This is a genomic window from Streptomyces ficellus, assembly GCF_030406405.1.
GTDB lineage: Bacteria > Actinomycetota > Actinomycetes > Streptomycetales > Streptomycetaceae > Streptomyces > Streptomyces ficellus_B.
Map to the genome: position 1 here is coordinate 48262 of NZ_JAUEPL010000039.1, position 20520 is coordinate 68781.

21 protein-coding genes are annotated in these 20520 nt (G+C 71.2%); 9 read left to right on the top strand and 12 right to left on the bottom strand.

The window, feature by feature from the left end; genetic code table 11:
* The first annotated feature begins 48 nt into the window (after positions 1 to 48).
* Positions 49 to 1902 carry a glycoside hydrolase family 15 protein gene (locus tag QWM81_RS22845; protein WP_290114155.1) on the top strand — a complete coding sequence of 618 codons (1854 nt, stop codon included), beginning with the start codon at positions 49 to 51 and terminating at the stop codon, positions 1900 to 1902.
* A gap of 59 nt (positions 1903 to 1961) precedes the next feature.
* On the opposite strand, the gene QWM81_RS22850 is transcribed toward QWM81_RS22845, so the two are convergent.
* Positions 1962 to 3467 (bottom strand): SulP family inorganic anion transporter, encoded by a 1506-nt coding sequence (locus QWM81_RS22850; RefSeq protein WP_290114156.1) that lies wholly within the window; start codon positions 3465 to 3467, stop codon positions 1962 to 1964.
* A 445-nt stretch (positions 3468 to 3912) separates the two neighbouring features.
* Between QWM81_RS22850 and QWM81_RS22855 the strand changes: the two genes are divergently transcribed.
* The 3 genes from QWM81_RS22855 (at position 3913) to QWM81_RS22865 (ending at position 5936) form a co-directional block, all read left to right on the top strand.
* Positions 3913 to 4323, top strand: coding sequence for a MerR family transcriptional regulator (locus tag QWM81_RS22855; protein WP_290114157.1), 411 nt, complete (start codon positions 3913 to 3915; stop codon positions 4321 to 4323).
* A 65-nt stretch (positions 4324 to 4388) separates the two neighbouring features.
* The gene (locus QWM81_RS22860) at positions 4389 to 4733 is read left to right on the top strand and encodes an STAS domain-containing protein (RefSeq protein ID WP_290114158.1); all 345 of its coding nucleotides are present in this window, start codon (positions 4389 to 4391) and stop codon (positions 4731 to 4733) included.
* Positions 4734 to 4886: 153 nt separating this feature from the next.
* Positions 4887 to 5936, top strand: a complete 1050-nt coding sequence (locus QWM81_RS22865) for a glucose 1-dehydrogenase (protein ID WP_290114159.1) — start codon at positions 4887 to 4889, stop codon at positions 5934 to 5936.
* 74 nt (positions 5937 to 6010) lie between these two features.
* Here QWM81_RS22865 and QWM81_RS22870 read toward each other — a convergent pair whose 3' ends face one another.
* The 3 genes from QWM81_RS22870 to QWM81_RS22880 all read right to left on the bottom strand — a co-directional run bounded on the left by QWM81_RS22870 (position 6011) and on the right by QWM81_RS22880 (position 8994).
* The gene (locus QWM81_RS22870; protein WP_290114160.1) at positions 6011 to 6481 is read right to left on the bottom strand and encodes an SPW repeat protein; all 471 of its coding nucleotides are present in this window, start codon (positions 6479 to 6481) and stop codon (positions 6011 to 6013) included.
* Positions 6482 to 6826: 345 nt separating this feature from the next.
* Positions 6827 to 8332 (bottom strand): SulP family inorganic anion transporter, encoded by a 1506-nt coding sequence (locus QWM81_RS22875; RefSeq protein ID WP_290114162.1) that lies wholly within the window; start codon positions 8330 to 8332, stop codon positions 6827 to 6829.
* A gap of 77 nt (positions 8333 to 8409) precedes the next feature.
* Positions 8410 to 8994: a carbonic anhydrase gene (locus QWM81_RS22880; RefSeq protein ID WP_290114163.1), complete on the bottom strand. Its 585-nt coding sequence runs from the start codon at positions 8992 to 8994 to the stop codon at positions 8410 to 8412.
* A gap of 595 nt (positions 8995 to 9589) precedes the next feature.
* On the opposite strand from QWM81_RS22880, the gene QWM81_RS22885 reads away from it, so the two are divergent.
* Entirely contained in the window at positions 9590 to 9964 is a 375-nt protein-coding gene (locus tag QWM81_RS22885; RefSeq protein ID WP_290114164.1) for a subtilase-type protease inhibitor, read from the top strand.
* 194 nt (positions 9965 to 10158) lie between these two features.
* On the opposite strand, the gene QWM81_RS22890 is transcribed toward QWM81_RS22885, so the two are convergent.
* The 3 genes from QWM81_RS22890 to QWM81_RS22900 all read right to left on the bottom strand — a co-directional run bounded on the left by QWM81_RS22890 (position 10159) and on the right by QWM81_RS22900 (position 13133).
* Positions 10159 to 11805, bottom strand: coding sequence for a phytoene desaturase family protein (locus QWM81_RS22890; protein WP_290114188.1), 1647 nt, complete (start codon positions 11803 to 11805; stop codon positions 10159 to 10161).
* Positions 11806 to 11840: 35 nt separating this feature from the next.
* Positions 11841 to 12320, bottom strand: coding sequence for an SRPBCC family protein (locus tag QWM81_RS22895; protein WP_290114165.1), 480 nt, complete (start codon positions 12318 to 12320; stop codon positions 11841 to 11843).
* Between the two features lie 141 nt (positions 12321 to 12461).
* Positions 12462 to 13133 carry a transcriptional regulator gene (locus tag QWM81_RS22900; RefSeq protein ID WP_290114166.1) on the bottom strand — a complete coding sequence of 224 codons (672 nt, stop codon included), beginning with the start codon at positions 13131 to 13133 and terminating at the stop codon, positions 12462 to 12464.
* A gap of 151 nt (positions 13134 to 13284) precedes the next feature.
* Here QWM81_RS22900 and QWM81_RS22905 point away from each other — a divergent pair, with 151 nt between their 5' ends.
* Both QWM81_RS22905 and QWM81_RS22910 read left to right on the top strand, forming a co-directional pair.
* Positions 13285 to 14256, top strand: a complete 972-nt coding sequence (locus QWM81_RS22905; protein WP_290114168.1) for an LLM class F420-dependent oxidoreductase — start codon at positions 13285 to 13287, stop codon at positions 14254 to 14256.
* Positions 14257 to 14264: 8 nt separating this feature from the next.
* Complete coding sequence (locus QWM81_RS22910; RefSeq protein WP_290114170.1) at positions 14265 to 14846, top strand: cysteine hydrolase family protein; 582 nt, start codon at positions 14265 to 14267, stop codon at positions 14844 to 14846.
* A 124-nt stretch (positions 14847 to 14970) separates the two neighbouring features.
* On the opposite strand, the gene QWM81_RS22915 is transcribed toward QWM81_RS22910, so the two are convergent.
* Positions 14971 to 15357, bottom strand: a complete 387-nt coding sequence (locus tag QWM81_RS22915; protein ID WP_290114172.1) for a hypothetical protein — start codon at positions 15355 to 15357, stop codon at positions 14971 to 14973.
* A 162-nt stretch (positions 15358 to 15519) separates the two neighbouring features.
* Between QWM81_RS22915 and QWM81_RS22920 the strand changes: the two genes are divergently transcribed.
* Positions 15520 to 15846: a plasmid stabilization protein gene (locus QWM81_RS22920; RefSeq protein WP_290114173.1), complete on the top strand. Its 327-nt coding sequence runs from the start codon at positions 15520 to 15522 to the stop codon at positions 15844 to 15846.
* A 16-nt stretch (positions 15847 to 15862) separates the two neighbouring features.
* Here the strand turns inward: QWM81_RS22920 and QWM81_RS22925 are convergent, their stop codons facing one another.
* The 3 genes from QWM81_RS22925 to QWM81_RS22935 form a co-directional block, all read right to left on the bottom strand.
* Entirely contained in the window at positions 15863 to 16528 is a 666-nt protein-coding gene (locus QWM81_RS22925; protein ID WP_290114174.1) for an HAD family hydrolase, read from the bottom strand.
* Between the two features lie 175 nt (positions 16529 to 16703).
* Positions 16704 to 17387, bottom strand: coding sequence for a DUF6766 family protein (locus QWM81_RS22930; protein ID WP_290114175.1), 684 nt, complete (start codon positions 17385 to 17387; stop codon positions 16704 to 16706).
* 88 nt (positions 17388 to 17475) lie between these two features.
* A complete protein-coding gene (locus tag QWM81_RS22935) occupies positions 17476 to 17904 on the bottom strand; it encodes a hypothetical protein (RefSeq protein WP_290114176.1) in 429 nt (142 codons plus the stop codon).
* 349 nt (positions 17905 to 18253) lie between these two features.
* Here QWM81_RS22935 and QWM81_RS22940 point away from each other — a divergent pair, with 349 nt between their 5' ends.
* A complete protein-coding gene (locus QWM81_RS22940) occupies positions 18254 to 18730 on the top strand; it encodes a DUF6328 family protein (RefSeq protein ID WP_290114177.1) in 477 nt (158 codons plus the stop codon).
* Here QWM81_RS22940 and QWM81_RS22945 read toward each other — a convergent pair.
* Positions 18712 to 20262: an ATP-dependent DNA ligase gene (locus QWM81_RS22945; protein ID WP_290114178.1), complete on the bottom strand. Its 1551-nt coding sequence runs from the start codon at positions 20260 to 20262 to the stop codon at positions 18712 to 18714. The two genes, QWM81_RS22940 and QWM81_RS22945, sit on opposite strands and share 19 nt — an antisense overlap.
* Between the last annotated feature and the right edge of the window lie 258 nt (positions 20263 to 20520).

Here is a 20520-nt window from a genome sequence, read left to right on the forward strand (position 1 = left end):
GGCCTTGCGCCGGCGCGGGGTGACCGGGAGTGGGAGGAAGCTGTGGCTGTGGCCGCGCGTGCGTGGAGGAGCCTGGAGAGGCATGACGGGTATCTGCCCATCGCTGACCATGGGCTGATCGGCGACGGTCGCGGCTCAGCCCTCGTGGGGCGCGACGGGGCGATCAGTTTCATGTGCGTACCGCGCTTCGACTCACCGCCGCTGTTCTGTGCTCTGCTCGACCGGCACCGCGGCGGCCGCTTCCTCATCGCCCCGGACGATGTCCGCCACAGCGCTCAGCGGTATGTCGAGGACACGGCGGTCCTCGTCACCGACCTTCGCACGCCGACCGGCGTCGTGGAGGTGACCGATGGCTTCGCGCTGCGTCCGGCGACCCGGCTGGAGGTGAGCGGCCGGCCAGGAACGGGCCGGCTGCTCCGCTGCGCCCGCGTCACACACGGCGAGGTGGATGTGCGCGTGTCGCTGCACCCGCGGGGAGGCGGGCGGCTCACCCGCACGCCGCACGGCTGGGACGTGGACTGTCCGCGGCAGCCGCTCTCCCTTCACCTCGCCTGCTCGCACCCCCTGTCAGGGCTCGACAGCACCATCCGCCTGACCGCGGGGGAACAGCTCTGCGTCGTACTCGACTGGGAAGCGCACGCCACTCGTCCCACACAGCCCGACGCGGCGGAGGCGGCTCTGGCGGAGACGGTGCGTGCGTGGCGGCGATGGACGGCGTACGTGGTGCCTGCCGTGCCGCACCCGGAGCTGGTACGCCGCTCGGCCATCACCCTGAAGCTGCTGGACCACATGGACAACGGGGCCATCGTCGCGGCACCCACCTCCTCGCTGCCCGAGTGCATCGGCGGGGCACGCAACTGGGATTACCGCTACGCGTGGATCCGCGACGCCGCCTACGCGGTCTTCGCGCTCCGCCGCATCGGGCTGCCGAAGGAAGCCGGACGCTTCCTCGAGTGGGCTCTGACCACCGCCGAGTGGCAAGACCGCCCCCGCGTCCTGTACGACGTCGACGGCCGCGCTCCCGCACCCGAGACGGCTGACGACGCGCTGGAGGGCTATCGCCGCTCCCGGCCGGTGCGCTGGGGGAACGCCGCGACCGAGCAGGTGCAGCACGATGTGTACGGGGAGATCCTCGACTGCGCCTTCCAGTGGTCCGCCACCGGCGGCACCCTCGGCAGCGACCTCTGGCAGCGCCTTGCCGGCCTCGCCCAGAGGGCCCGAACGGCATGGAGCACACCCGATCACGGCATCTGGGAGGTACGGACCCCGGGCCGGCCGTTCACCTACTCCGCCGCGATGTGCCAAGTCGCCCTCGATCGAGCCGCCCGCCTGTGCCGGCGCCTCAACCTGCCCGGAGATGCGGACACATGGGCCACGGAGGCGCGTCACCTCACCGAACGCATCCTCAGCGAGGCGTGGGACGACGAAGCCGGCGCACTCACCGAGCACCTGGGCACGGGCGGAGCCCTGGATGGTTCACTGCTGGCTCTCCCCCTCCGCCGCGTGGTTCCCGCCGACCACCCGCGCATGATCGCGACGACCCGTGCCATCGCCGACCGGCTCGGCGCGGGGGGCGGCCTCCTCCACCGGTACCTCCCCCAGCACTCCCCCGACGGCATCGACCAGCCGGAGGGCGCGTTCCTGCTGTGCAGCTTCTGGCTGGTCGACAATCTCGCCGGACAGGGCCGCGTCGACGAAGCCCACGAGCTCTTCGACCGGTTGTGTTCCTACGCGAACACGCTGGGCCTGCTCCCCGAGGAGATCGACCCCACCACGGGAACGTTCCTCGGCAACTTCCCGCAGGGGCTCAGCCACGTCGGCCTCATCTCCAGTGCGGTGGTCCTCGGACGCACCCTTCGAGGGGCGCGTCCCGAACTGTCCACGCACGCGTGGTTCAGCTGAGGCTGTGGTGCGTCCCGCTGCCGGCCGGCACCGGTCAGTGGCTGCCGGGCCGGCGCCGGTCAGTGGCTGCCGGTGAGCTCGCCGCTGAGCTTGCCGTGGATGTGGGCGCTCGGCTGGTTGAGGCCCGTGATCTCGACCGTCTTGCCGCGCTGCGCGTACCTGGTCTCGATGGCGTCCAGGGCGGCGACGGAGGACGCGTCCCAGATGTGCGCCGCGCTCAGGTCGATGACGACACGGTCGGGGTCCGTGGCGTAGTCGAACCGGCCGACGAGATCGTTGGACGAGGCGAAGAACAGCTCGCCGGTGACCCGGTACACCACCGTGGTCCCGTCGGGATCGGTGACGGCGGTGACGTCGGCGAGGTGGGCGACACGCTTGGCGAAGACGACCATGGCGGTGACCGAGCCCACGACGACGCCGATGGCGAGGTTGTGGGTGGTGACCACACACGCGACGGTGATCACCATGACGGCGATCTCGCCGGCGGGCATACGGCGGAGGGTCTTCGGCGCGATGGAGTGCCAGTCGAAGGTCGCGAACGACACCATGACCATGACGGCGACCAGCGCGGCCATGGGAATGTCGGAGACCACCGGGCCGAAGACGATGCACAGCACCATCAGGAAGGCTCCCGCGAGAAACGTCGACAGGCGGGTGCGGGCGCCGGACACCTTCACGTTGATCATGGTCTGGCCGATCATGGCGCAGCCGCCCATGCCGCCGAAGAAGCCGGTCACGATGTTGGCGATGCCCTGGCCGATGGACTCGCGGGTCTTGGATGAGCGGGTGTCGGTGATGTCGTCGACGAGCTTGGCGGTCATCAGGGACTCCATCAGGCCGACCAGCGCCATGGCGAAGGCGTAGGGGGCGATGGTGGTGAGGGTGTCCAGGGTGAACGGCACGTCCGGCAGGCCCGGGACGGGCAGCGAGGAGGGCAGGTCGCCCTTGTCACCGACCGTGGGGACCGCGATGCCGGCGGCGAGGGTGATGGCGGTCAGGATGACGATGGAGACGAGCGGGGCGGGGATCACGGTGGTGATCTTCGGGAAGAAGACCATCAGCGCCAAGCCGCCGGCGAGGAGGGGGTAGACGGCCCACGGCACGTCGCGCATCTCCGGGATCTGCGCCATGAAGATCAGGATGGCGAGGGCGTTGACGAATCCGACCATCACGGACCGGGGGATGAACCGCATCAGCTTCGCCACGCCGAGCGCGCCCAGCGCGACCTGGAACACCCCGGCGAGGATGACGGCGGCGATCAGATAGCCCAGGCCGTGCTCGCGGTTGAGCGGCGCGACGACCAGTGCGACGGCTCCGGTGGCGGCGGAGATCATGGCGCGGCGGCCGCCGACGATGGAGATCACCACGGCCATCGTGAACGAGGCGAACAGACCGATGGCCGGATCGACGCCCGCGATGATCGAGAACGAGATCGCCTCAGGGATGAGCGCGAGCGCGACGACCAGACCGGCCAGCACCTCGGTGCGCCACACCCGGGGATCGTTCAGCCACTGAGGACGCAGACCGCGCAGCCGCGCGGCAGGAGAGGTTACGGGAGAAGACAACGAGAAGGCACCTGTCGTACTCAGGCGCACCCCGACGACGTACGGTCGCGGTGTGCGGCGGGGAAGGGCACCGGCGAGCCCGGGCGGACACGGGCGCCCGGCGGTCGACGCGGGGCACGGCCGGCCGAAGGCCTCAAGCAGGCCCGACGCGGTGTGCGGCGAGCGGACGGGCCGCGGGCCGCGGGTCGGTGGGGGTCGTGATCAGTCAGGGGCGAAGCTTCACGGCGGGCAGGCAGCGGCGCCGGGCACCAAGGACTCGCGCACGCTCTCTCCTGCAAGGCATCGGATCTTCGCCGGGGGCACCATCGGCCCCGGCACTGCGACGGCGGGCACAGTACAAGCCGCGACCGCCACTCACTCGAACTCTACCCTAACGTTAGGGTAGAGATGCGCCAGGTGGTTGCCTGGGCACCTCAGTAGCGATCACGAACGGTAAGGCCGGCGCATGGACAGCACGCATATGCAGATCGGGGAGGTCGCCGAGCGCACAGGGCTGTCTCTGCGGACGATCCGGCACTACGAGGAGACGGGCCTCGTCGTCCCCTCCGCCCGCTCCCAGGGTGGCTTCCGCCTCTACACCGAGCGGGATGTCGAGCGCCTGATGGTGATCCGCCGCATGAAGCCGCTGGGGTTCAGCCTCGACCAGATGCGCGACCTCCTTGACGCCACCGACCGCCTGGACGCCGTGGACGGTCTCGATCCGGACGAGCGCGATGCCCTGCTGGAGCGCGTCAGCACCTACGAAAGAGCCGCCACGGAGCAGGTGGCGAAGCTGCGCACCCAGCTTCAGCGGGCTGAGGACTTCGCCCGCACCCTCGGTGAGCGCCTGAAGCGGGAGGCGGGGTCCGTGCCGTAGGGAAGCGGACGGTGGCAGGATGGAGGGAAGGGTGCAGAGCTGGTTGACCGGCAAGGAGGCCCGCCGTGGCAAGTGATCCGAGCGCCGCCGCCGTGCCGCAGACCGCGCCCGTCACGATCACGTCGGCTGACGGGCAGCGCGCGGTTCTGGACTTCCGGGGGGCACTGGACGCGCACATGGTCCGCGAGTTGGAGGAACGGTTCGCCGACCCGCGGCTGACAGAGGCACGCACATGGGTGCTGAACATGCACAACCTCACGCGGATCGACCTGGCGTGCGCTTACGCCTTGCTCCGGGCCGCCACCATGCGCCCCGACCCGGTCGCGATCACCGTCCGGGGGGCCAGACGGAACGTGCACCGCACGTTGCGCGAGGTGGCATTCGACGCCGTCGCCGCGTTCCAGGACTGAGTCCGTTACGTCACCGGGCCCGGCTGTCGGCGCCTTCGGCGGTCAGCGCAGGTGTTCAGGGCAGGTATATGGACGCGCGGCCTGGGCACTCACAGCCGTGAAAGACCCTGCCTTGGGATGCCCGGCCCCTGATGTCCGCGTGGGAGACCGCTTATGCGCGCCGTAACCGTCCGGCCCATGACCGCTCAGTCACTGGAAGTCGGGGACGTTCCCGAGCCGGTGCCCGGCGGGGGCGAGCTGCTGGTGGCGGGGCTGGCAGTCGGGGTCTGCGGTACCGACAAGGAGATCGTGGCCGGCGAGTACGGGTGGGCGCCGCCGGGTCGGGACCGGCTGATCCTGGGCCACGAATCGCTCGGCCGGGTCCACCAGGCCCCGCCGGGCAGCGGTTTCGAGGCCGGGGACCTGGTGGTGGGGGTGGTACGGCGGCCCGATCCCGAGCCGTGCGGCGCGTGCGCACGGGGCGAGTTCGACATGTGCCGCAACGGCCACTACACCGAGCGGGGCATCAAGGAACGCGACGGATATGCCAGTCAGTTGTGGACCGTGGAGCGTGACTACGCCGTCAAGCTGGCTCCGGGCCTGGAGGAGGTGGGGGTGCTGATGGAGCCCACCACCGTGGTCGCCAAGGCATGGGAGCAGGTGGAACGGGTCGGCGGCCGGTCCTGGTTCGAGCCGCGGAGGGCCCTTGTGACCGGGGCGGGTCCGATCGGCCTGCTGGCCGCGCTCCTGGGCGTGCAGCGCGGACTGGAGGTGCACGTTCTGGACCGGGTCACCGCCGGGCCGAAGCCCTCTCTGGTGGCTGCCCTGGGGGCCACGTATCACAGTGAGGACGTCGGTCAGGTGACGTCCGCGCTGCGTCCCGACGTGGTGATCGAGGCGACGGGGGCGGGGCCTGTGGTCTTCGACGCGATGGCGGGGACCGCGACCTATGGGGTCATCTGCCTCGCCGGCGTGTCCCCCAAGGGGCGGCGTCTGTCCATCGACGCCGGAAGCATCAACCGGGAACTGGTGCTGGAGAACGACGCGGTGGTGGGCTCGGTCAACGCCAACCTGCGCCACTACCACCAGGCCGCCGACGCACTGGCCGAAGCGGACATCGCATGGCTGGAGCGGATGATCACCAGGCGGGTACCGCTGGAACGCGCCACCGAGGCTTTCGAAGCTCAGGACAACGACATCAAGGTGGTCATCACCCTGGGCTGAAAGCTGAGCAAGAAGCCGAGTTGAAAGGCTCCGGTGCCGTCGGCACCGGAGCCTTCCGGGTCGAGCGTGTCAGCTCATCGCTCCATGGCGGCGGGGCCGGGGCCTCCGCGGGCGCGTCCGCGTCCGCGGCGATCGCTCATCGCGGCCGCGGCCATGGCCAGTCCGAGCAGCAGTGCCACGGCGCCGACGATGACGTTGTTGACCACACTGCGGGTCGTATCGACGTTACCCGCCACGACCCACGGTGAGACGATCGTCCACGCGCCGATGGCGCACGCGGCCCAGGCCATGGCGTGGGTCCGCTCGTACGCCGAGGTGAATCCGCCCATGCACAGGGCGTAGGCGATACCGGTGATCAGGTTGGTCACCGCCAGAGTGGTGAGACCGCTGAACCCGGCGATCCATGGGGAGGCCGCCAGGTAGAGACCCGTCAGAAGACCGAGGGTCTCGACGGCCTGGCCGCGGGGAGTGCTGGTCGCCCGTTCGAACCGGGAGCGCATCTCGGCCAGATCGGGGTGTTGCTCGATGCTTGGATGAGTGGTCATCGCGGGCCCGCCTCCTGTGGAAGACTTTATCTGCCCTTTATCTCCTATATAACTCCTTTTCCGTCATTCTGGTCAACAGGCAGGTCTCCGCCGGTCACCAGCGGTCGCGACCGCCGTGGGCGCCCATGAGGCGGGACCGGGCGGCAGGATGCAACGATCCAGGAGTCGAGACGGCAACCTTGAACTTCCGTGCCACCGCCATGGCCGCGGCCACCGGCGTGCTGCTCACCGCCGGTGCCGCGACCGCCCAGGCCACCGAGCACGAGCGCGGGCCCGGGCCCGGGCCCGGAACGAGGCCGTTGCGATCATCAAGAACGACCGGCTGACGCCCTCGTCCGTCGTCGACTACGTGCTGGACGCCGACGGGACCTGAACCGCGGCTCCGGCCGGAGGCAGCATGCGTACCGGTTCCGTACCGGCGTCGTTGTGGCGCTGCGCCCAGTTCTCCAGGGCGACACGGCACGCGTGGTCGAGGTGGCGCAGCCCCGACAGGTCCAGCTCGATCGGCCGGTCCTTCGGCAGGGCCTCCAGCTCGCCCAGGATCCTCGGCAGCCGCAGGAAGGTGGCGTTGCCGGTGATGGCCGCGACCAGACGGCCACCGGTCAGTTCCCGGACGTCCACGTGGAGGTGGGAGGTCTCCCACGCGGTCTTGCAGACCGCGAGCAGCAGGCCCAGCATCACGCCTTCGAAGAGGTTGGTGACCAGGATGGCAGTGGCGGTGATGCCGAGGATCACCGCCTCGCCCCGGTGTTCGCGCCACAGCGGGGCCAGCTCCTTGACGGGTATGAGCTTGCAGCCGGCGTGCACCAGCACGCCGGCGAGCGCGGCGAGCGGGATGACGCCGATGGCGGCGGGCAGCAGCGCGACGAACAGCAGCAGCCACAGGCCGTGCAGGATGCGCGAGAGGGCCGTGCGGGCACCGGCCTGGACGTTGGCGGAGCTGCGGACGATGACGGCGGTCATCGGAAGCGCGCCGAGTACGCCGCAGACGGTGTTGCCGACTCCCTGAGCCATCAGCTCCTTGTCGTAGTCGGTGCGCGGCCCGTCGTGCATGCGGTCCACCGCGGCCGCGCTGAACAGGCTCTCGGCCGAGGCGATCAGGGTGAACGCGAGGACCGTGCCGATCGCCGCCACTCCGGCGAGGTCGCCGAAGTCGCCCAGGCCGGGGGGCTGGACGGCTTCCAGCAGGCCCTGCACCTCGACCTTGGCGACGGGCAGGTTGAACACGGCGACCACGGCGGTGGCGAGGGCCACCGCGACGAGCGGGCCGGGGATCACCCGGGCCCGGGCGGGGAGCCGTGGCCACAGGACGAGAATGGCCACGGTTCCGGCGCCGATGAGGAACGCCGTGAGCGCGGTGCCGCCGGAGACGACGGAGCCCGCCAGGTCCGGCAGGCCGGCGATCTTGCCGAGGCCGCCGGACGGCTGATCGGTGTCGGCCATCGCGTACACCTGGCCGAGGATCAGGACCAGGCCGATGCCGGCGAGCATGCCCTGCACCACGGCGACGGAAATGGCCCGGAACCAGCGGCCGAACTTCAGGGCGCCGAGCAAGAGTTGGAGTAGCCCGGATACGAGGACGATGGCACCGAGCGCGCCGAGGCCGAACTCCTGGACTGCTTCGTACACCAGGACGGTCAGGCCCGCGGCGGGGCCGCTCACCTGGAGGGAGCTGCCGGGCAGGGCGCCGACGATGAGCCCGCCCACGATGCCGGTGACCAGGCCGAGTTCGGCGGGGACGCCGGAGGCGACGGCCACGCCCACGCACAGGGGCAGGGCGACGAGGAAGACGACGAGCGACGCGAGGATGTCGCGGCGCAGCACTGAGGGGTCTTTCAACAAGGAGAACATGAGGGTCGGTTCCTAGCGGTGCGGTCCGCGCGGACGGCGGACGAACGGAACGGGATACGGGAGGTCCTGCGGCCGCCTCACAGCGGCATGAACTCTCCGTCCCGTTCCGGCCGGTGACTGCTCACCACACCGGTGTCGACCTCGTAGTACCAGGCGTGGAGCGTCAGTTGCCCCTGTTCGAGGCGCTCCGCCACAGCGGGGTAGCCGCGGAGGGTGGCGATCTGCGCCACGGCGTGCCGGCGCACGGCCTGGGCCAGGTCCTGGGTGTCCGGCGGCTCGGGTATGGAGTGGTTGAGCCAGCCGCGTACGGCGGGGACGGCGGAGAGGTCGTCACCGCGTACGAGGGCGCCGACGGCGCCGCAGTGGGAGTGTCCGCAGACGACGATGTCGCGGACGCCGAGGACGCGGACGGCGTATTCGACGGTGGCGGCCTCGCCGCTCGGCCGTGCCAGGTCGTAGCGCGGGACGACATTGCCCGCGGTACGGAGTTCGAAGAGCTCGCCCGGACGGGCGCCGGTGATCAGGGAGGGGATCACCCGGGAGTCGGAACACGTGATGAACAGCGCCTGAGGCGCTTGTCCGGCGGCGAGTTCGCGGAACTCCTCAGGTCGCCGGGCGACCTGGGTGGGGAACATTCGGGCGTTGTCGATCAGGGTTTTCATGGCGGCCTGCCTCCTGCGCCGGGGTGTTGGGGCCCGGGGCGCGGTGTGGTCGGGTCAGTGTCTGGTGCGTGGGGGGTGGGTCTGAGGAACATGTCTGCGGGGTCGCCGCAGTGCCGTCGGGGCGCGCGGCACCGGGGTGCGACGCGTTTCCGATCGTGCGCCACGACGGCTACATCAACTTTGCCCGAACATTACCTTCTGATGAAAGTTCGTTTTACGCCGGGGCTCGCGACGGAGGCTGGATCCCATCGCTCCCCCCACCCTACGTGTTGCCGTCATGTTTCGGACGTGTTGATTCCCGACCACCCGTAAGGTTCTACGCATGGTGGACGTTTGAACCGTATTCGAGCACCCCTCAAGTGGCTGGTGGGAGGGGGGACGTGGGGTCCGGAGCCACGCCGGGGGAATACGTTTCGCGTCAGCGCTTGAATAACAGACCAAACCGAAAAGCTCCGCTGAATGTGCGTCAACAGGACGAGCGAGGCAATGTGGCTGCCGCACCGAACCGGAATCGAGTGAGAGGTTTCATGCCATGCGGAAACTGGTAAGGCGCGCCATCGTTTGCGGTCTGGCCACAGCGGGGGTCCTCGGGCCCATGACCGTCTCGGGGGCCGCCGCGAAGGCCGCCGCGCCCGAACCGCGGCTCTACGCACCGACGGCGCTGGTGCTCACGGTCGCCCAAGGCGAGGACGCCGCGACCGCCGTACCCACGCGGGCGGTGACGCTCACCTGTACTCCGACCCCGGGTGGGACGCACCCGGCGCCGCAGCGGGCGTGTGCCGAACTGCGCCAGGCCGACGGGCGGTTCGACCGGCTGGGCGGTGACGAGGGGCGGCCCTGCATCAAGATCTACGACCCGGTCGTCGTCACGGCGGAGGGCACCTGGGAAGGCCGGCGCGTCAACTTCGAGAAGACGTACGCCAATTCGTGCATCTTGCAGTCGCAAGGGTCGGCCGTCTTCTCCTTCTGAGCGCGCCCTCTGCGCGCGCACTTCTGAGCACGCCGGGTTTTTTGTGAACTCGGGGCGGCTCCAGGGGACTTCGCGCCGAGCCCATTCCCGTGGCCCGCACGGCCTTCTCCGCCGTGCGGGCCACGCCGTGCGCGCGTTGTATACGACTGGCAGGGGCGGTGAACGGCGCAGAAGGCACGCATCCGGTCCGCGCGCTATGCCGTGGGCGGCAGGTCCGGGGAGGAGGCGCGGCGGCCACGGGAGGCCAGGGCGGTCTGCGCACCGGCCAGGACACGGCGCACGGGGCGGATGCTGCGGAGGGCCGCGCGGGCGGCGTTCGCGCCGGGGGCGCCGTGGACGCCGCCCCCGGGGTGGGCGCCCGCGGAGGCGAGGTAGAGGCCCTCCACGGGGGTCTCGGGGCGCCCGGTGCCGGGGACGGGGCGGAAGACGAGCTGCTGGTGCATCGCCGTGGTGCCGCCGTTGATGGCCCCCTCGTACAGGTTCGCGTCCATCGCTTGGAGGGTCGGCGGGGCCAGGACGCGGCGGGCGCGGACGAGGGAGCGGAACCCGGGCGCGAAGCGTTCGACCTGCGCCTCGACGCGGTCGGCGAAGGCTTGCTGCTCACGGGTGTCCCAGCCGCCCGTGATGCCGTCCTCCCCCGCGTCGCCGCCGACGCGGTGCGGTACGTGGGTGTACGCCCAGGCCGACTCCGTTCCGGCCGGGGAGCGGGTCGCGTCGGCCGTGGTCATCTGGCCGACCAGCAGGAACGGCCGGTCGGGCACCTGCCGCATCGCGAGCTGGGCCGAGAACCGGGTGAGCTCGTCCATCCCGTCCGCCACATGCACCGTGCCCGCGCCGGCCGCCGCCTCACCGGCCGCCCACGGCAGGGGGCCCGACAGCGCCCAGTCGACCTTGAAGGTGGCCCAGTCCCACTGGAAGCGGCGCATGTCGTCGAGCAGCCGGGGCGGCAGGTGCTGGGGGCCGACGAGGCTCCCGTACAGATCCGGTACCGCCACGTCGGCGAGGACGGCCCGGTTCACCGGCACCGTCTCGCCTGCGGCCGTCCGCACCGCCACCGCCCGTCCGGAGCGGACGGTCACCTCCACCACCCGCTCCCCGCAGCGCACCACGCCGCCACGCCGCTGAAGGCGCCGTACGAGCGCGCCGGTGAGCGCGCCGGCCCCGCCGACCGGCACGGGGAAGCCGTGCGTCTGACCGAGCATGCACATCAGCCAGCCGAATCCGCCGCTGCCCGCCGACTCGGGGGCGAGGTCGGCGTGCAGGGCGCTGCCGGCCAGCAGCAGCCGTCCCCCCTCGCCGTGGAACTCCTCCTCCGCCAGGCGCCGTACCGGGAGCAGCATCGTGCGGGCCAGGCGCAGGCCGCCCGCGCCGCGCAGGCGGGCGAGAAGCCGGGCGGAGGCCCGTACCGGAGGGAAGGGCGTGAACAGGGCGGCAAGGACGTCCTCCCCGATGCGGTCCCAGATGTCGCACAGGTTGTCCCAGGCCAGGGCGTCGCCGGGGGCGAACCGCTCCAGCGCGCTCGCCGTGGCCGTACGGTCGCGCTCCAGCACCGCGCACCGCCCGTCGGGCAGCGGGTGGGCCAGCACGCGAGGCGCGTGGCTCCAGCGCAGGCCCTCCTCGTGAAGGGCGAGACGGGACAGTACGGGGGAGGCGGCGGCCAGCGGGTAGAAGGCGCTGAACACGTCACTGACGTAGTCGGGGTGGACCCCGCGGTCACTGCGCACCGCCCCGCCGGGCTCGTCCTGTGCTTCCAGTACCTCGACCGACCAGCCGGCGTCGGCGAGCACGTTGGCCGCCACGAGCCCGTTGGGTCCGGCACCGATGACCACCGCGTCCGGCACCGTGTCGGGCGCTGCGACGGGCCCCGTGCCGGGTGTCATGGGGCCTCCCGCGCGGCCCGAACGCCCTGCGTGCCGGTGCCCTGTTCGATCTTTTCGACGAGGTCGGCCAGGCGGCGGAGCATGGCGCGGTGGCGCAGCTGGAGCAGGGCGTCGACGGCCGCGTTGTGCAGGAAGCCGCCGGGTCCGCGCAAGGGGTGTTCGTCGATGATGACGAGCGACTCGTCGCCCCAGGGGCGTACCTCGATGGCGATCCGGGCCGTGCCCAGCGCGCCGCTGTGCGCCTCCAGCTCCAGGCGCCGGGGCGGCTCGTGGAGCCGTACGACGGTCTCGCCCGAGGCCGTGTACGGGCCCAGGCGGACGGTGTACTCGATCACGGAGCCGGTCTTCGGCCAGTCGCCGGACTTCTGCCGGGACGAGGAAGTGCCGACGACCCAGTCGCTGTAGCGCGACCCGTCCGACAGCACGGCCCACACCGCCTCGGGGGGCGTCTTGATCAGCTGGTGCCGCACGGCCATGGATGCCTCCCGCGTGGATCTCCGGTCTGCCCCCTGGGCAGCAGGACGCTCGGCGGGTACCCGCATTCCGGCCACGCGAACGCGCGTCGATCGGGTGCGGCCGGGTGGTCGCCGAGGGGGATCGAGTGCGACCGACCCGGGTCAGGGCCGCCCGGTGGCCTCCCACAGCGTGTCCCAGAACATCGCCTCGTAGGCCTGGAGCAGCCGCCCGTAACGGAGCGCCGCCGGCATGGTGACGTTCCCGTCGTCCAGGCCCTCCTGTACGGCGGCGACGGCCTGCTCCTTCAGGGCGGGGGCCGGCAGGGCGAAGAAGTCGAAGAAGCCGCAGGCCTCGTCACTGAATCCGTACCGGCTGCGCAGCGCCCCGGCGAGGGTGGCGCAGTATCCGCCCCAGGCGGCGAAATTCGCGTGCAGGGCGACCGCCACGTCGGCCGGGTCGCCGTTGAGGGCCAGCCACGCCACGTACGCCGGATAGGCCTGGCAGCCGGCCAGCGGTTCGTACGCCGCCGCCGCCACCTCGTCCACGCCGCAGCCGGTCAGCAGGGCGTAGAGCCGGTCCTGGGCGTGGGCCTCACCTTCCGCGAGGGTCGTGAAGAGCGAGGCGCCCCGGGGGCGGGCGGCCGCGCGGGCGGCCAGGTGCAGCAGGGAGCGGCGGTCGGAGGCGACGATGTGGCGCTGTTCCATGGCGAGGGTGCCGATCGCGATGCGGCTCGCGGCGCCTTCGGCGATCGCGTCCACGAGCCGGTTGGCACCCTGCTGAGGGGCGAGCGCCTGTGCGGTGGCGTCCAGAAGTTCCCGGGCCTGCTGCGTCATCGCCGCGCTCCTTCGGCTCTCGCGTCTCTCGCTCAGGGTCGCACGGTCCGGCGATCGGGGGCGGCGTACGGGCAGGCCGGGGCGGCGAACACCGTGCGTACCGGGGAGTCGGCGATGTTTTCGCGCCGACCTTCTGGGAAGTCGGCGGCTTATGGTGCAAATCGGATACACGATGATGACCGAGCAGGCCGGCCCCCGTGCCCTGGTGGACCATGTCGTCCAGGCCGAGGAGGCGGGCTTCGACTTCTCGGTGACCTCCGACCACTACTTCCCCTGGCTGCGCTCACAAGGCCACGCCCCCTACGCCTGGGCGGTGCTCGGAGCGGCCGCGCAGGCCACCTCGCGCATCCCCCTGATGACGTATGTGACCTGCCCCACCTTCCGGTACCACCCGGCCGTCGTCGCCCAGAAGGCCGCGACGCTGCAACTGCTGTCCGAGGGCCGGTTCCGGCTGGGCCTGGGCTCGGGCGAGAACCTCAACGAGCATGTCGTCGGCGGCGGCTGGCCCTCCGTCGACGTACGCCACGAGATGCTCGAGGAAGCCGTGGAGATCATCCGGGCGCTCTTCGGCGGCGGCCATGTGAACCACCGCGGGACCCATTTCGACGTGGAATCCGCCCGGCTGTGGGATCTGCCGGACGAGCCGCCGCCCATCGGCCTCGCGGTCTCCGGAGAACGCTCCTGCGCGCTGGCCGGCCGTCTCGCCGACCTGGTCATCGCGACGGAACCCAAGGCGGAGCTCCTCACGTCCTTCGACCGGCACGGCGGGCAGGGCAAGCCCCGGGTGGGTCAGCTGCCGGTCTGCTACGACCCGGACAAGGACGCCGCCGTGCGCCGCGCGCACGACCAGTTCCGGTGGTTCGGCAGTGGCTGGAAGGTCAACTCCGAGCTTCCGCACCCGGATTCGTTCGACTCGGCCACCCAGTTCGTGAAGCCGGATGACGTCGCCGAGTCGATCCCGTGCGGTGACGATCCGGAGGACTTCGTGGCGGCGGTGAAGCCGTACGCCGACGCGGGGTTCACCGAGATCGCCCTCGTGCAGATCGGCGGTGAGTCGCAGCCCGCCTTCCTGGACTGGTCGGCGAAGACGCTGCTGCCCGCGCTGCGCGAGGCGCTCGGCTGACGCGCGCGATGGGCACGACCGAAAAGCCGGGCGACGCGGGTGACGGGTCGGCACTCATCGTGATCGACATGATCAATACGTACGAGCACGAGGACGCCGAGCTGCTCATCCCCTCCGTGCGCCGGGCCCTGCCCGTCCTGGTGGAGCTGCTGGCGCGGGCCAGGGAGCGCGACGTACCCGTGATCTACGTCAATGACAACTTCGGCCAGTGGCGCTCCCACCACGGCGAGATCCTGGACACCGCACTGGCGGGGCCGCACGCCGAGCTGGTGGAGCCGGTCCGGCCGGACGGCTCCTCCCTGTTCGTGGTGAAGGCACGGCACTCGATCTTCTTCGAGACGCCGCTGGCGTACCTCCTGGGACAGCTCGGCGTCGGTCATGTCGTGCTGTGCGGTCAGGTGACCGAGCAGTGCGTGCTGTACTCGGCGCTCGACGCGCACATCCGGCACATCGAGGTGACAGTGCCGACGGACGCGGTGGCCCACATCCACGAGTCGCTGGCGGACGCCGCGCTGGAGATGATGCGGCGGAACATGGGCGCCCGGACGGTGGAGGCGAAGGAGGTCGGCTTCCGCCGTCGTGGGGCGTGAGGCGGGGGCGCCACGGCATGCTCAGGGACGCCTCGTTACGTCGTTACGTCGTTACGTCGTTACGTCGTACGGCGCAACGAGGCGTCGTGACGGAGCGTGCCGGTTCCTCAGCCGTGTCGGCCGCTCAGCGCGGCGCGAGCACCAGGCGTGCCTCCTTCTCGTGCTCGCCCGGGATCGACGACGCCGACCGCACCTCGAACAGCCCATCGAGCGCCTTCTCCACCTCCGCCACGGCGTGGTGGTCACCCGTCAGGACGGCGGTGACCGGTGTGGTCAGGCGCGGCGGGGCGGGCAGTTCGCCGCCCGACCGGGCGGAGCTGTCGAACGTCGCCATCCACACGGTCGGCTCGTGCAGGTGGGGCTGTTCCGGCCCCGAGGCGGGCACGTCGCAGCCCGCGAAGACGCGGTCGAGCGTGTCGAAGACGGTCTGCGCGTCCTGGCGGCCGCAGTCGCTGAGCTGCACGGTGACGTCGCAGTCCGCGGGGTGGTTCCTGGTTCCGTTGCTCTCCACGTCGCTCCACTCCTTGGTGCGTCCACTAGCCGTACAGGCACGAATACCTCGGCTGCGGCCCGCCAATCACGATCTTCGCCGGCGCGTTTGCGCAGGGGGGTGCCTGGTACGAGGGTGAGGAGTTGCAGGGGGGTCCGCAAGGGGGGCCGTCAGGAGGAACGAATGCCAGCAGGATCCAGCCCCAAGCGCGAGCGGCAGTACGAGCACATCAAGGAAAGCTCCAAGAAGCGCGGCGCGGGCGAGAAGCGGGCCGAGGAGATCGCCGCCCGTACGGTGAACAAGGAGCGGGCACGCTCGGGCGAGTCCAAGACCGCGAGCAAGACCTCCAAGCAGGACATGTCGTCCTCCAAGCGGGGCGGGCAGCGTTCCGGCAGCAGCGGAACGAAGGGCCCGACGTACGACCAGCTGTACGAGGAGGCCAAGCGGCGTGGCGTCCAGGGCCGGTCGTCCATGACCAAGTCGGAGCTCCAGCGGGAGCTCGGTAAGTGACGCGCTCGGCGCGCCGTCAGCCGGTCCCGCCCAGCGGGCTGCCGTCCAGGCGCGCCAGCAGGTCGGCGGGGTCGTCGTAGATCACGGCGGCCCCCGCCTCCGTAAGATCCGCCCGTGGGATGCCACCGCACAGCAGGCCCACGCAGGTGACGCCCGCCCGGGTGCCGGCCCGCATGTCCCAGACGGTGTCCCCCACGAACACGGAACGTCCGGCCGGCGCCCCGGCCAGTTCCAGCGCGTGCCGCACCGGCTCGGGCGCGGGCTTGCCCGCCGCCACGTCGTCGGCGCTCGCGGTGGCGCTGATGGCGTCGTCCGCGTCGATGGCCCGGCGCAGCGCGGACAGCTCCCCTCCCCCGGCCGAGGTGGCTAGGACCACCGTCCAGCCGTCCGACGCGAGGGTCCTCAGCAGCCGGCCGGCGTCGCGGAGGGCGGGCAGCCGGTCGAAGTAGGTGCCGTAGAGCGTCTTGTGGGCGGCGCTGATCGCGTCGTCCTGTTCCCTGTCCCGGTCGTCGCCGAGCAGGTGATCGATCAGGTCGTGGGCGCCGAGGCCGATGGCACGGTGGATGGCGTGCATCGGCACGTCGTGCCCGGCCTGCCGGAACGCCTCCCACCAGGTGGTGACGTGCAGGTGGTTGGTGTCGGCGAGAGTGCCGTCGACGTCGAAGACCGCCGCGCGTGTCATACCGTTTCCCGTCTTCCCGTTCGCCGTCATCCCGGCCTTTTGTGTTCCGCCGTGTGCCGTGTGTTGTGTGCCGTGTGCCGTGTGTTGTGTGTTGTGTGCCGTGTGTTGTGTGTTGTGTGCCGTGTGTTGTGTGTTGTGTGCCGTCGTGCGGCGTGTTCCGCGTGTGCCCGGTGGTTCAGCCTTCGACTCCTGTGGCGGTGTGGGCGGCGCCCACCGGCTTGGACTCCGGTGAGCCCCGTTGGCGCAGGTAGACGGCGGAGATCGCCATGGAGCCGACGGCGAGGAGCTCGGACTGCCAGTTCTGCAGCGTACGGCTCCAGAAGTCGGCCGTGAGGACGTAGTCCGCCCAGGGGGCCGGGGCCTGTAGTTCACGCAGGCGCTCCTCGCCGTACGCCGCCGCGCCGGCGACGGACTGGGCGTACCAGGAACCGATGAAGGCGAGCAACATCACGATGCCCAGGGACCGCGAGTACAGGGCCTGCCCGATCCCTCCCACGGACGCCCAGCGCGGTGAGTCCGCGCGGGCGTGCTCCCCCATGCGCTGATCCTCCGCCGACTCGACGCCCACCTTGTGGAGTTCCTTGGACTCCGGCGAGCCGCGCTGGACGAGCCGGACCGTGGCGAAGAGGAACAGGAAGAACTGCAGGTACTCGGACTGCCAGTTCTCCGTGACGTCGACCGCGAAGTGGGAGGTCGTCAGGTAGTCGCCGAAGGCGAGGGGACCAGCGCCGACCGAGCGCAACTCGTCGTTGTACACGGCCTGCCCGGCCAGCGCCTGGCCGAAGAGGGAGACGAGGAACGCGGCGCCGAAGGTGACGGAGATGCCGTTGTCCTTGAGGAAGCGGCCCGCGCGCGTCACCGGTGGGTCATCCCCAGCACGCTGAAGAACAGCACACCGCAGAACACGACGAGAAGGTACAGCGTGAACATGGTGCGCATGCGGCGGTTCAGCTCCCTTTCACGAGGCAGCGGTAGGGCTGTCGGATGCGGGGTGTGCAACCGGCCGCGTTGACCTTCCAGCCGTCCGCGAAGGAGGTGAGGAAGTAGGTGTCCCGGTCGAACTCGACACGGGCCTGGCGGCCGTACACATCGGTGGAGCGGACATCCCCGGCGTTCGGCAGGTCCGCGTCGGACAGTGCTGCCGCCCAGGTGGGGCCGGGATCGTGGGCGAGTTCCTCACGGGTGCCGGGGGCGAGGAGCTCACAGGCGGCGGCTGTGTCGGCCGCCTGCGTACGGGCCGTGAAGGCGGCGGTCACGGTGGAGACGGCCCGCAGCTCCTCCCACGGTACGGAGCAGCCGGCGAGCGCCAGCGCGGTCGGCACGAGGAGCGCGATGGCGGGGGCGATGGCAGGCGCGATGGCGGGGGTGGCACGCACGTGGCACGGCTCCTTTCGGCATCTGGTGTCCGGTTGTCCCGGGGCCTGCCCAAGAGGTGTGCGTACGAGCATGGGGCGCCCTGACGTGTCCGGTCACGTTCCGCCTGCGCGACACCCGAGGAGTTCCGTCTGGTGCCGTACCGGGCGGGGCGTGGTGGGCGGGGCGGGTTCGGTGGCCTGGCTCGGGCGGCTGGGTGGGACTGGGTGGGCGGCTGGCTTGGGCGGCTGGTTGAGCGTGGCATCTCGGGTTACAAGACAAGCGGGTTACATGACAAGGACGGGACGGAGCGTGGCAGGTCGCATGTCTGAGCCTGAGTCGAGACAGCGGGGCACGTCCGAGGACGGCGGCATGACGGACCGCGGACGGCGTGAGACGGAGGACGAGCGGGCGGACAGGCGGTGGGGGGAGTTGATCCAGGAGATACGCGTCGCCCAGACGGGTGTGCAGATCCTGTTCGGCTTTCTGCTCACGGTGGTCTTCGCGCCGACTTTCGCGGAGCTGCCGAGCACCGACAAGACCATCTACGTCATCACGGTGGCGCTGGGCGCCTCGGCCACCGGGGCGCTGATCGGGCCGGTGTCGTTCCACCGCATCGTGTCGGGGCGGCGCATCAAGCCGCAGGCGGTCGTCTGGGCGTCACGACTGACGTTCCTCGGGCTCGTGCTGCTGCTGGCGACGCTGGTCTCGGCGCTGTTCCTGGTGCTGCGCGTGGCCACCCATAACGAGTTCGTGCCGTGGCTGGTCGCGGGCGTGGTGACCTGGTACGTGGTGTTCTGGTTCGTGCTGCCGCTGTGGGCCCGCTACCGCTACACCACGCTGGACTGACCGCCGGCCGCCAGGACCTGGTCGATGGTGTCGGCTTCCGTCGCTGGCTTGTCGGGGCGGTGGCGCAGGACGCGGGCGAAGCGGAGCGCGATTCCGGCCGGGTAGCGCGGGGAGCGCTGGAGACCGTCGTAGGCGATCTCGACGACCAGTTCGGGTCGGACGTGGACGGTGAAGCCGTCGTCCTCGACGGCCAGTTCGCGAAGCCGCTCGGTCTGCCACCGCAGCATGGCGTCGGTGAGACCCTTGAACGTCTTGCCGAGCATCACATACGTACCGCCGGCCGCCCGCGCGCCCAAGTGCAGATTGGACAGCAGGCCGGTACGGCGGCCATGGCCCCATTCGGCGGCGAGGACGACCAGGTCGAGGGTGTGCACGGGCTTGACCTTCAGCCACGAGCGGCCTCGCCGCCCGGCGCTGTAGGGCGCGTCCAGCGCCTTGACCATGACCCCTTCGTGGCCCCGTCGCAGGGTGTCGGCGAAGAACGTCTCGGCGGCGTCGGTCCGGGCCGGGTCGCCGGGGTCCTCGACCAGGGTGCGCCGCACGCGCATGGGCTCGGGGACGAGGCGGGCGAGGACCGCGTGCCGCTCACGGCCGGGGAGGTCGAGCAGTACGGTGCCGTCGGCGGCCAGGACGTCGAAGAAGACCGGTGACACGGGGAGCGTGGCGGCGGCGGTCGCCACGTCGACGCGGGAGCCGACGCGGGAGGCGATGTCCTGGAAGGGCAGGGGGCGGCCGGCGGCGTCGAGTGCGATCACTTCGCCGTCCAGGACGAAGTGATCCCCCGGCAGCTCCCGCGCGATCGCCGCGACCTCCGGAAGCCGGTCGGTGATGTCGTCGAGTGACCGGGTGTAGAGGCGGACGTCGTCGCCGGAGCGGTGCACTTGGACGCGGATGCCGTCGAGCTTCTCCTCGATGACGCAGGGGCCGAGGGCGGCGATGGCCTCGGGCACGCTCTTGGCGGTGTGGGCCAGCATGGGCTGCACGGGACTGCCGACCCGCAGGCGGAACCGCTCCAGGGCGGCCGGGCCCTCGGCGAGCAGCGCCTGGGCGACGCGGGGCAGCGACCCTTCGAGCATGACGGCACGCCGTACGTCGGCGGCGGGCGCCGCCGCCGCCTTGGCCACGCCTTCGAGGGCGATCGCATCCAGGGCTCCCTGCCGCACCTCGCCCGTCAGGAGCCGCAGCAGGAACTGCTGCTCGGGCGCGGTGGCGGCGCCCATGAGCTCCCGTACCAGCCGCTGCCGCTCGCCCTGGGCGCCCGGACCGGCGACCCGCGCGAGGCCGGTCAGCGCGGCGTCGGTGTCGGCGACGGTCAGGGTGGCCTCGGCGGCGGGCGGAACGGGTGTCTTGAGCGTGCTCCAGCCGACGCCGATCCGCCCCTGCGGGAGCTGACCCGCGAGGTACGAGATCACCAGCGGGGCCTCCTCGGGTGAGGCGGACGCGAACAGATCGGCCAGCGCGTCGATCTTGCGCGATCGCGCGGAGGTGGCGGCGATCCGCTGGGAGACGTCCGCGAGACGGGCCAACAGCATGCGCCCATGGTGCCCGCCCGAAGCCTCCGCCGCACGCCCACGCACACCCCCGGCACGGCAGCCCGGCTCCCCGCGACACAGCGACCGACCCGCCGCCACCCCGCCGGGCGCCGTCCCAGCGCGGCGGCCGCGCACGCCGTAAGCGGAACGAACAAGAATCATCACGCCAAGTGACCGGCGGAGGCGCCCGGTTCACGGCGACGGAAAAGACCCCGGTCCGAATGGTGGACGACCGGGGCCTTTTCTGGCGTATATTTA

Excerpts from the sequence above, each read along its gene's own strand:
- QWM81_RS22940 (WP_290114177.1), top strand. The coding sequence starts at position 18,254 with ATGACGGACCGCGGACGGCGTGAGACGGAGGACGAGCGGGCGGACAGG.
- QWM81_RS22920 (WP_290114173.1), top strand. The coding sequence starts at position 15,520 with ATGCCAGCAGGATCCAGCCCCAAGCGCGAGCGGCAGTACGAGCACATC.
- QWM81_RS22945 (WP_290114178.1), bottom strand. The coding sequence starts at position 20,262 with ATGCTGTTGGCCCGTCTCGCGGACGTCTCCCAGCGGATCGCCGCCACC.
- QWM81_RS22925 (WP_290114174.1), bottom strand. The coding sequence starts at position 16,528 with ATGACACGCGCGGCGGTCTTCGACGTCGACGGCACTCTCGCCGACACC.
- QWM81_RS22905 (WP_290114168.1), top strand. The coding sequence starts at position 13,285 with ATGGTGCAAATCGGATACACGATGATGACCGAGCAGGCCGGCCCCCGT.
- QWM81_RS22910 (WP_290114170.1), top strand. The coding sequence starts at position 14,265 with ATGGGCACGACCGAAAAGCCGGGCGACGCGGGTGACGGGTCGGCACTC.
- QWM81_RS22865 (WP_290114159.1), top strand. The coding sequence starts at position 4,887 with ATGCGCGCCGTAACCGTCCGGCCCATGACCGCTCAGTCACTGGAAGTC.
- QWM81_RS22870 (WP_290114160.1), bottom strand. The coding sequence starts at position 6,481 with ATGACCACTCATCCAAGCATCGAGCAACACCCCGATCTGGCCGAGATG.
- QWM81_RS22855 (WP_290114157.1), top strand. The coding sequence starts at position 3,913 with ATGGACAGCACGCATATGCAGATCGGGGAGGTCGCCGAGCGCACAGGG.
- QWM81_RS22880 (WP_290114163.1), bottom strand. The coding sequence starts at position 8,994 with ATGAAAACCCTGATCGACAACGCCCGAATGTTCCCCACCCAGGTCGCC.
- QWM81_RS22895 (WP_290114165.1), bottom strand. The coding sequence starts at position 12,320 with ATGGCCGTGCGGCACCAGCTGATCAAGACGCCCCCCGAGGCGGTGTGG.
- QWM81_RS22900 (WP_290114166.1), bottom strand. The coding sequence starts at position 13,133 with ATGACGCAGCAGGCCCGGGAACTTCTGGACGCCACCGCACAGGCGCTC.
- QWM81_RS22885 (WP_290114164.1), top strand. The coding sequence starts at position 9,590 with ATGACCGTCTCGGGGGCCGCCGCGAAGGCCGCCGCGCCCGAACCGCGG.
- QWM81_RS22875 (WP_290114162.1), bottom strand. The coding sequence starts at position 8,332 with ATGTTCTCCTTGTTGAAAGACCCCTCAGTGCTGCGCCGCGACATCCTC.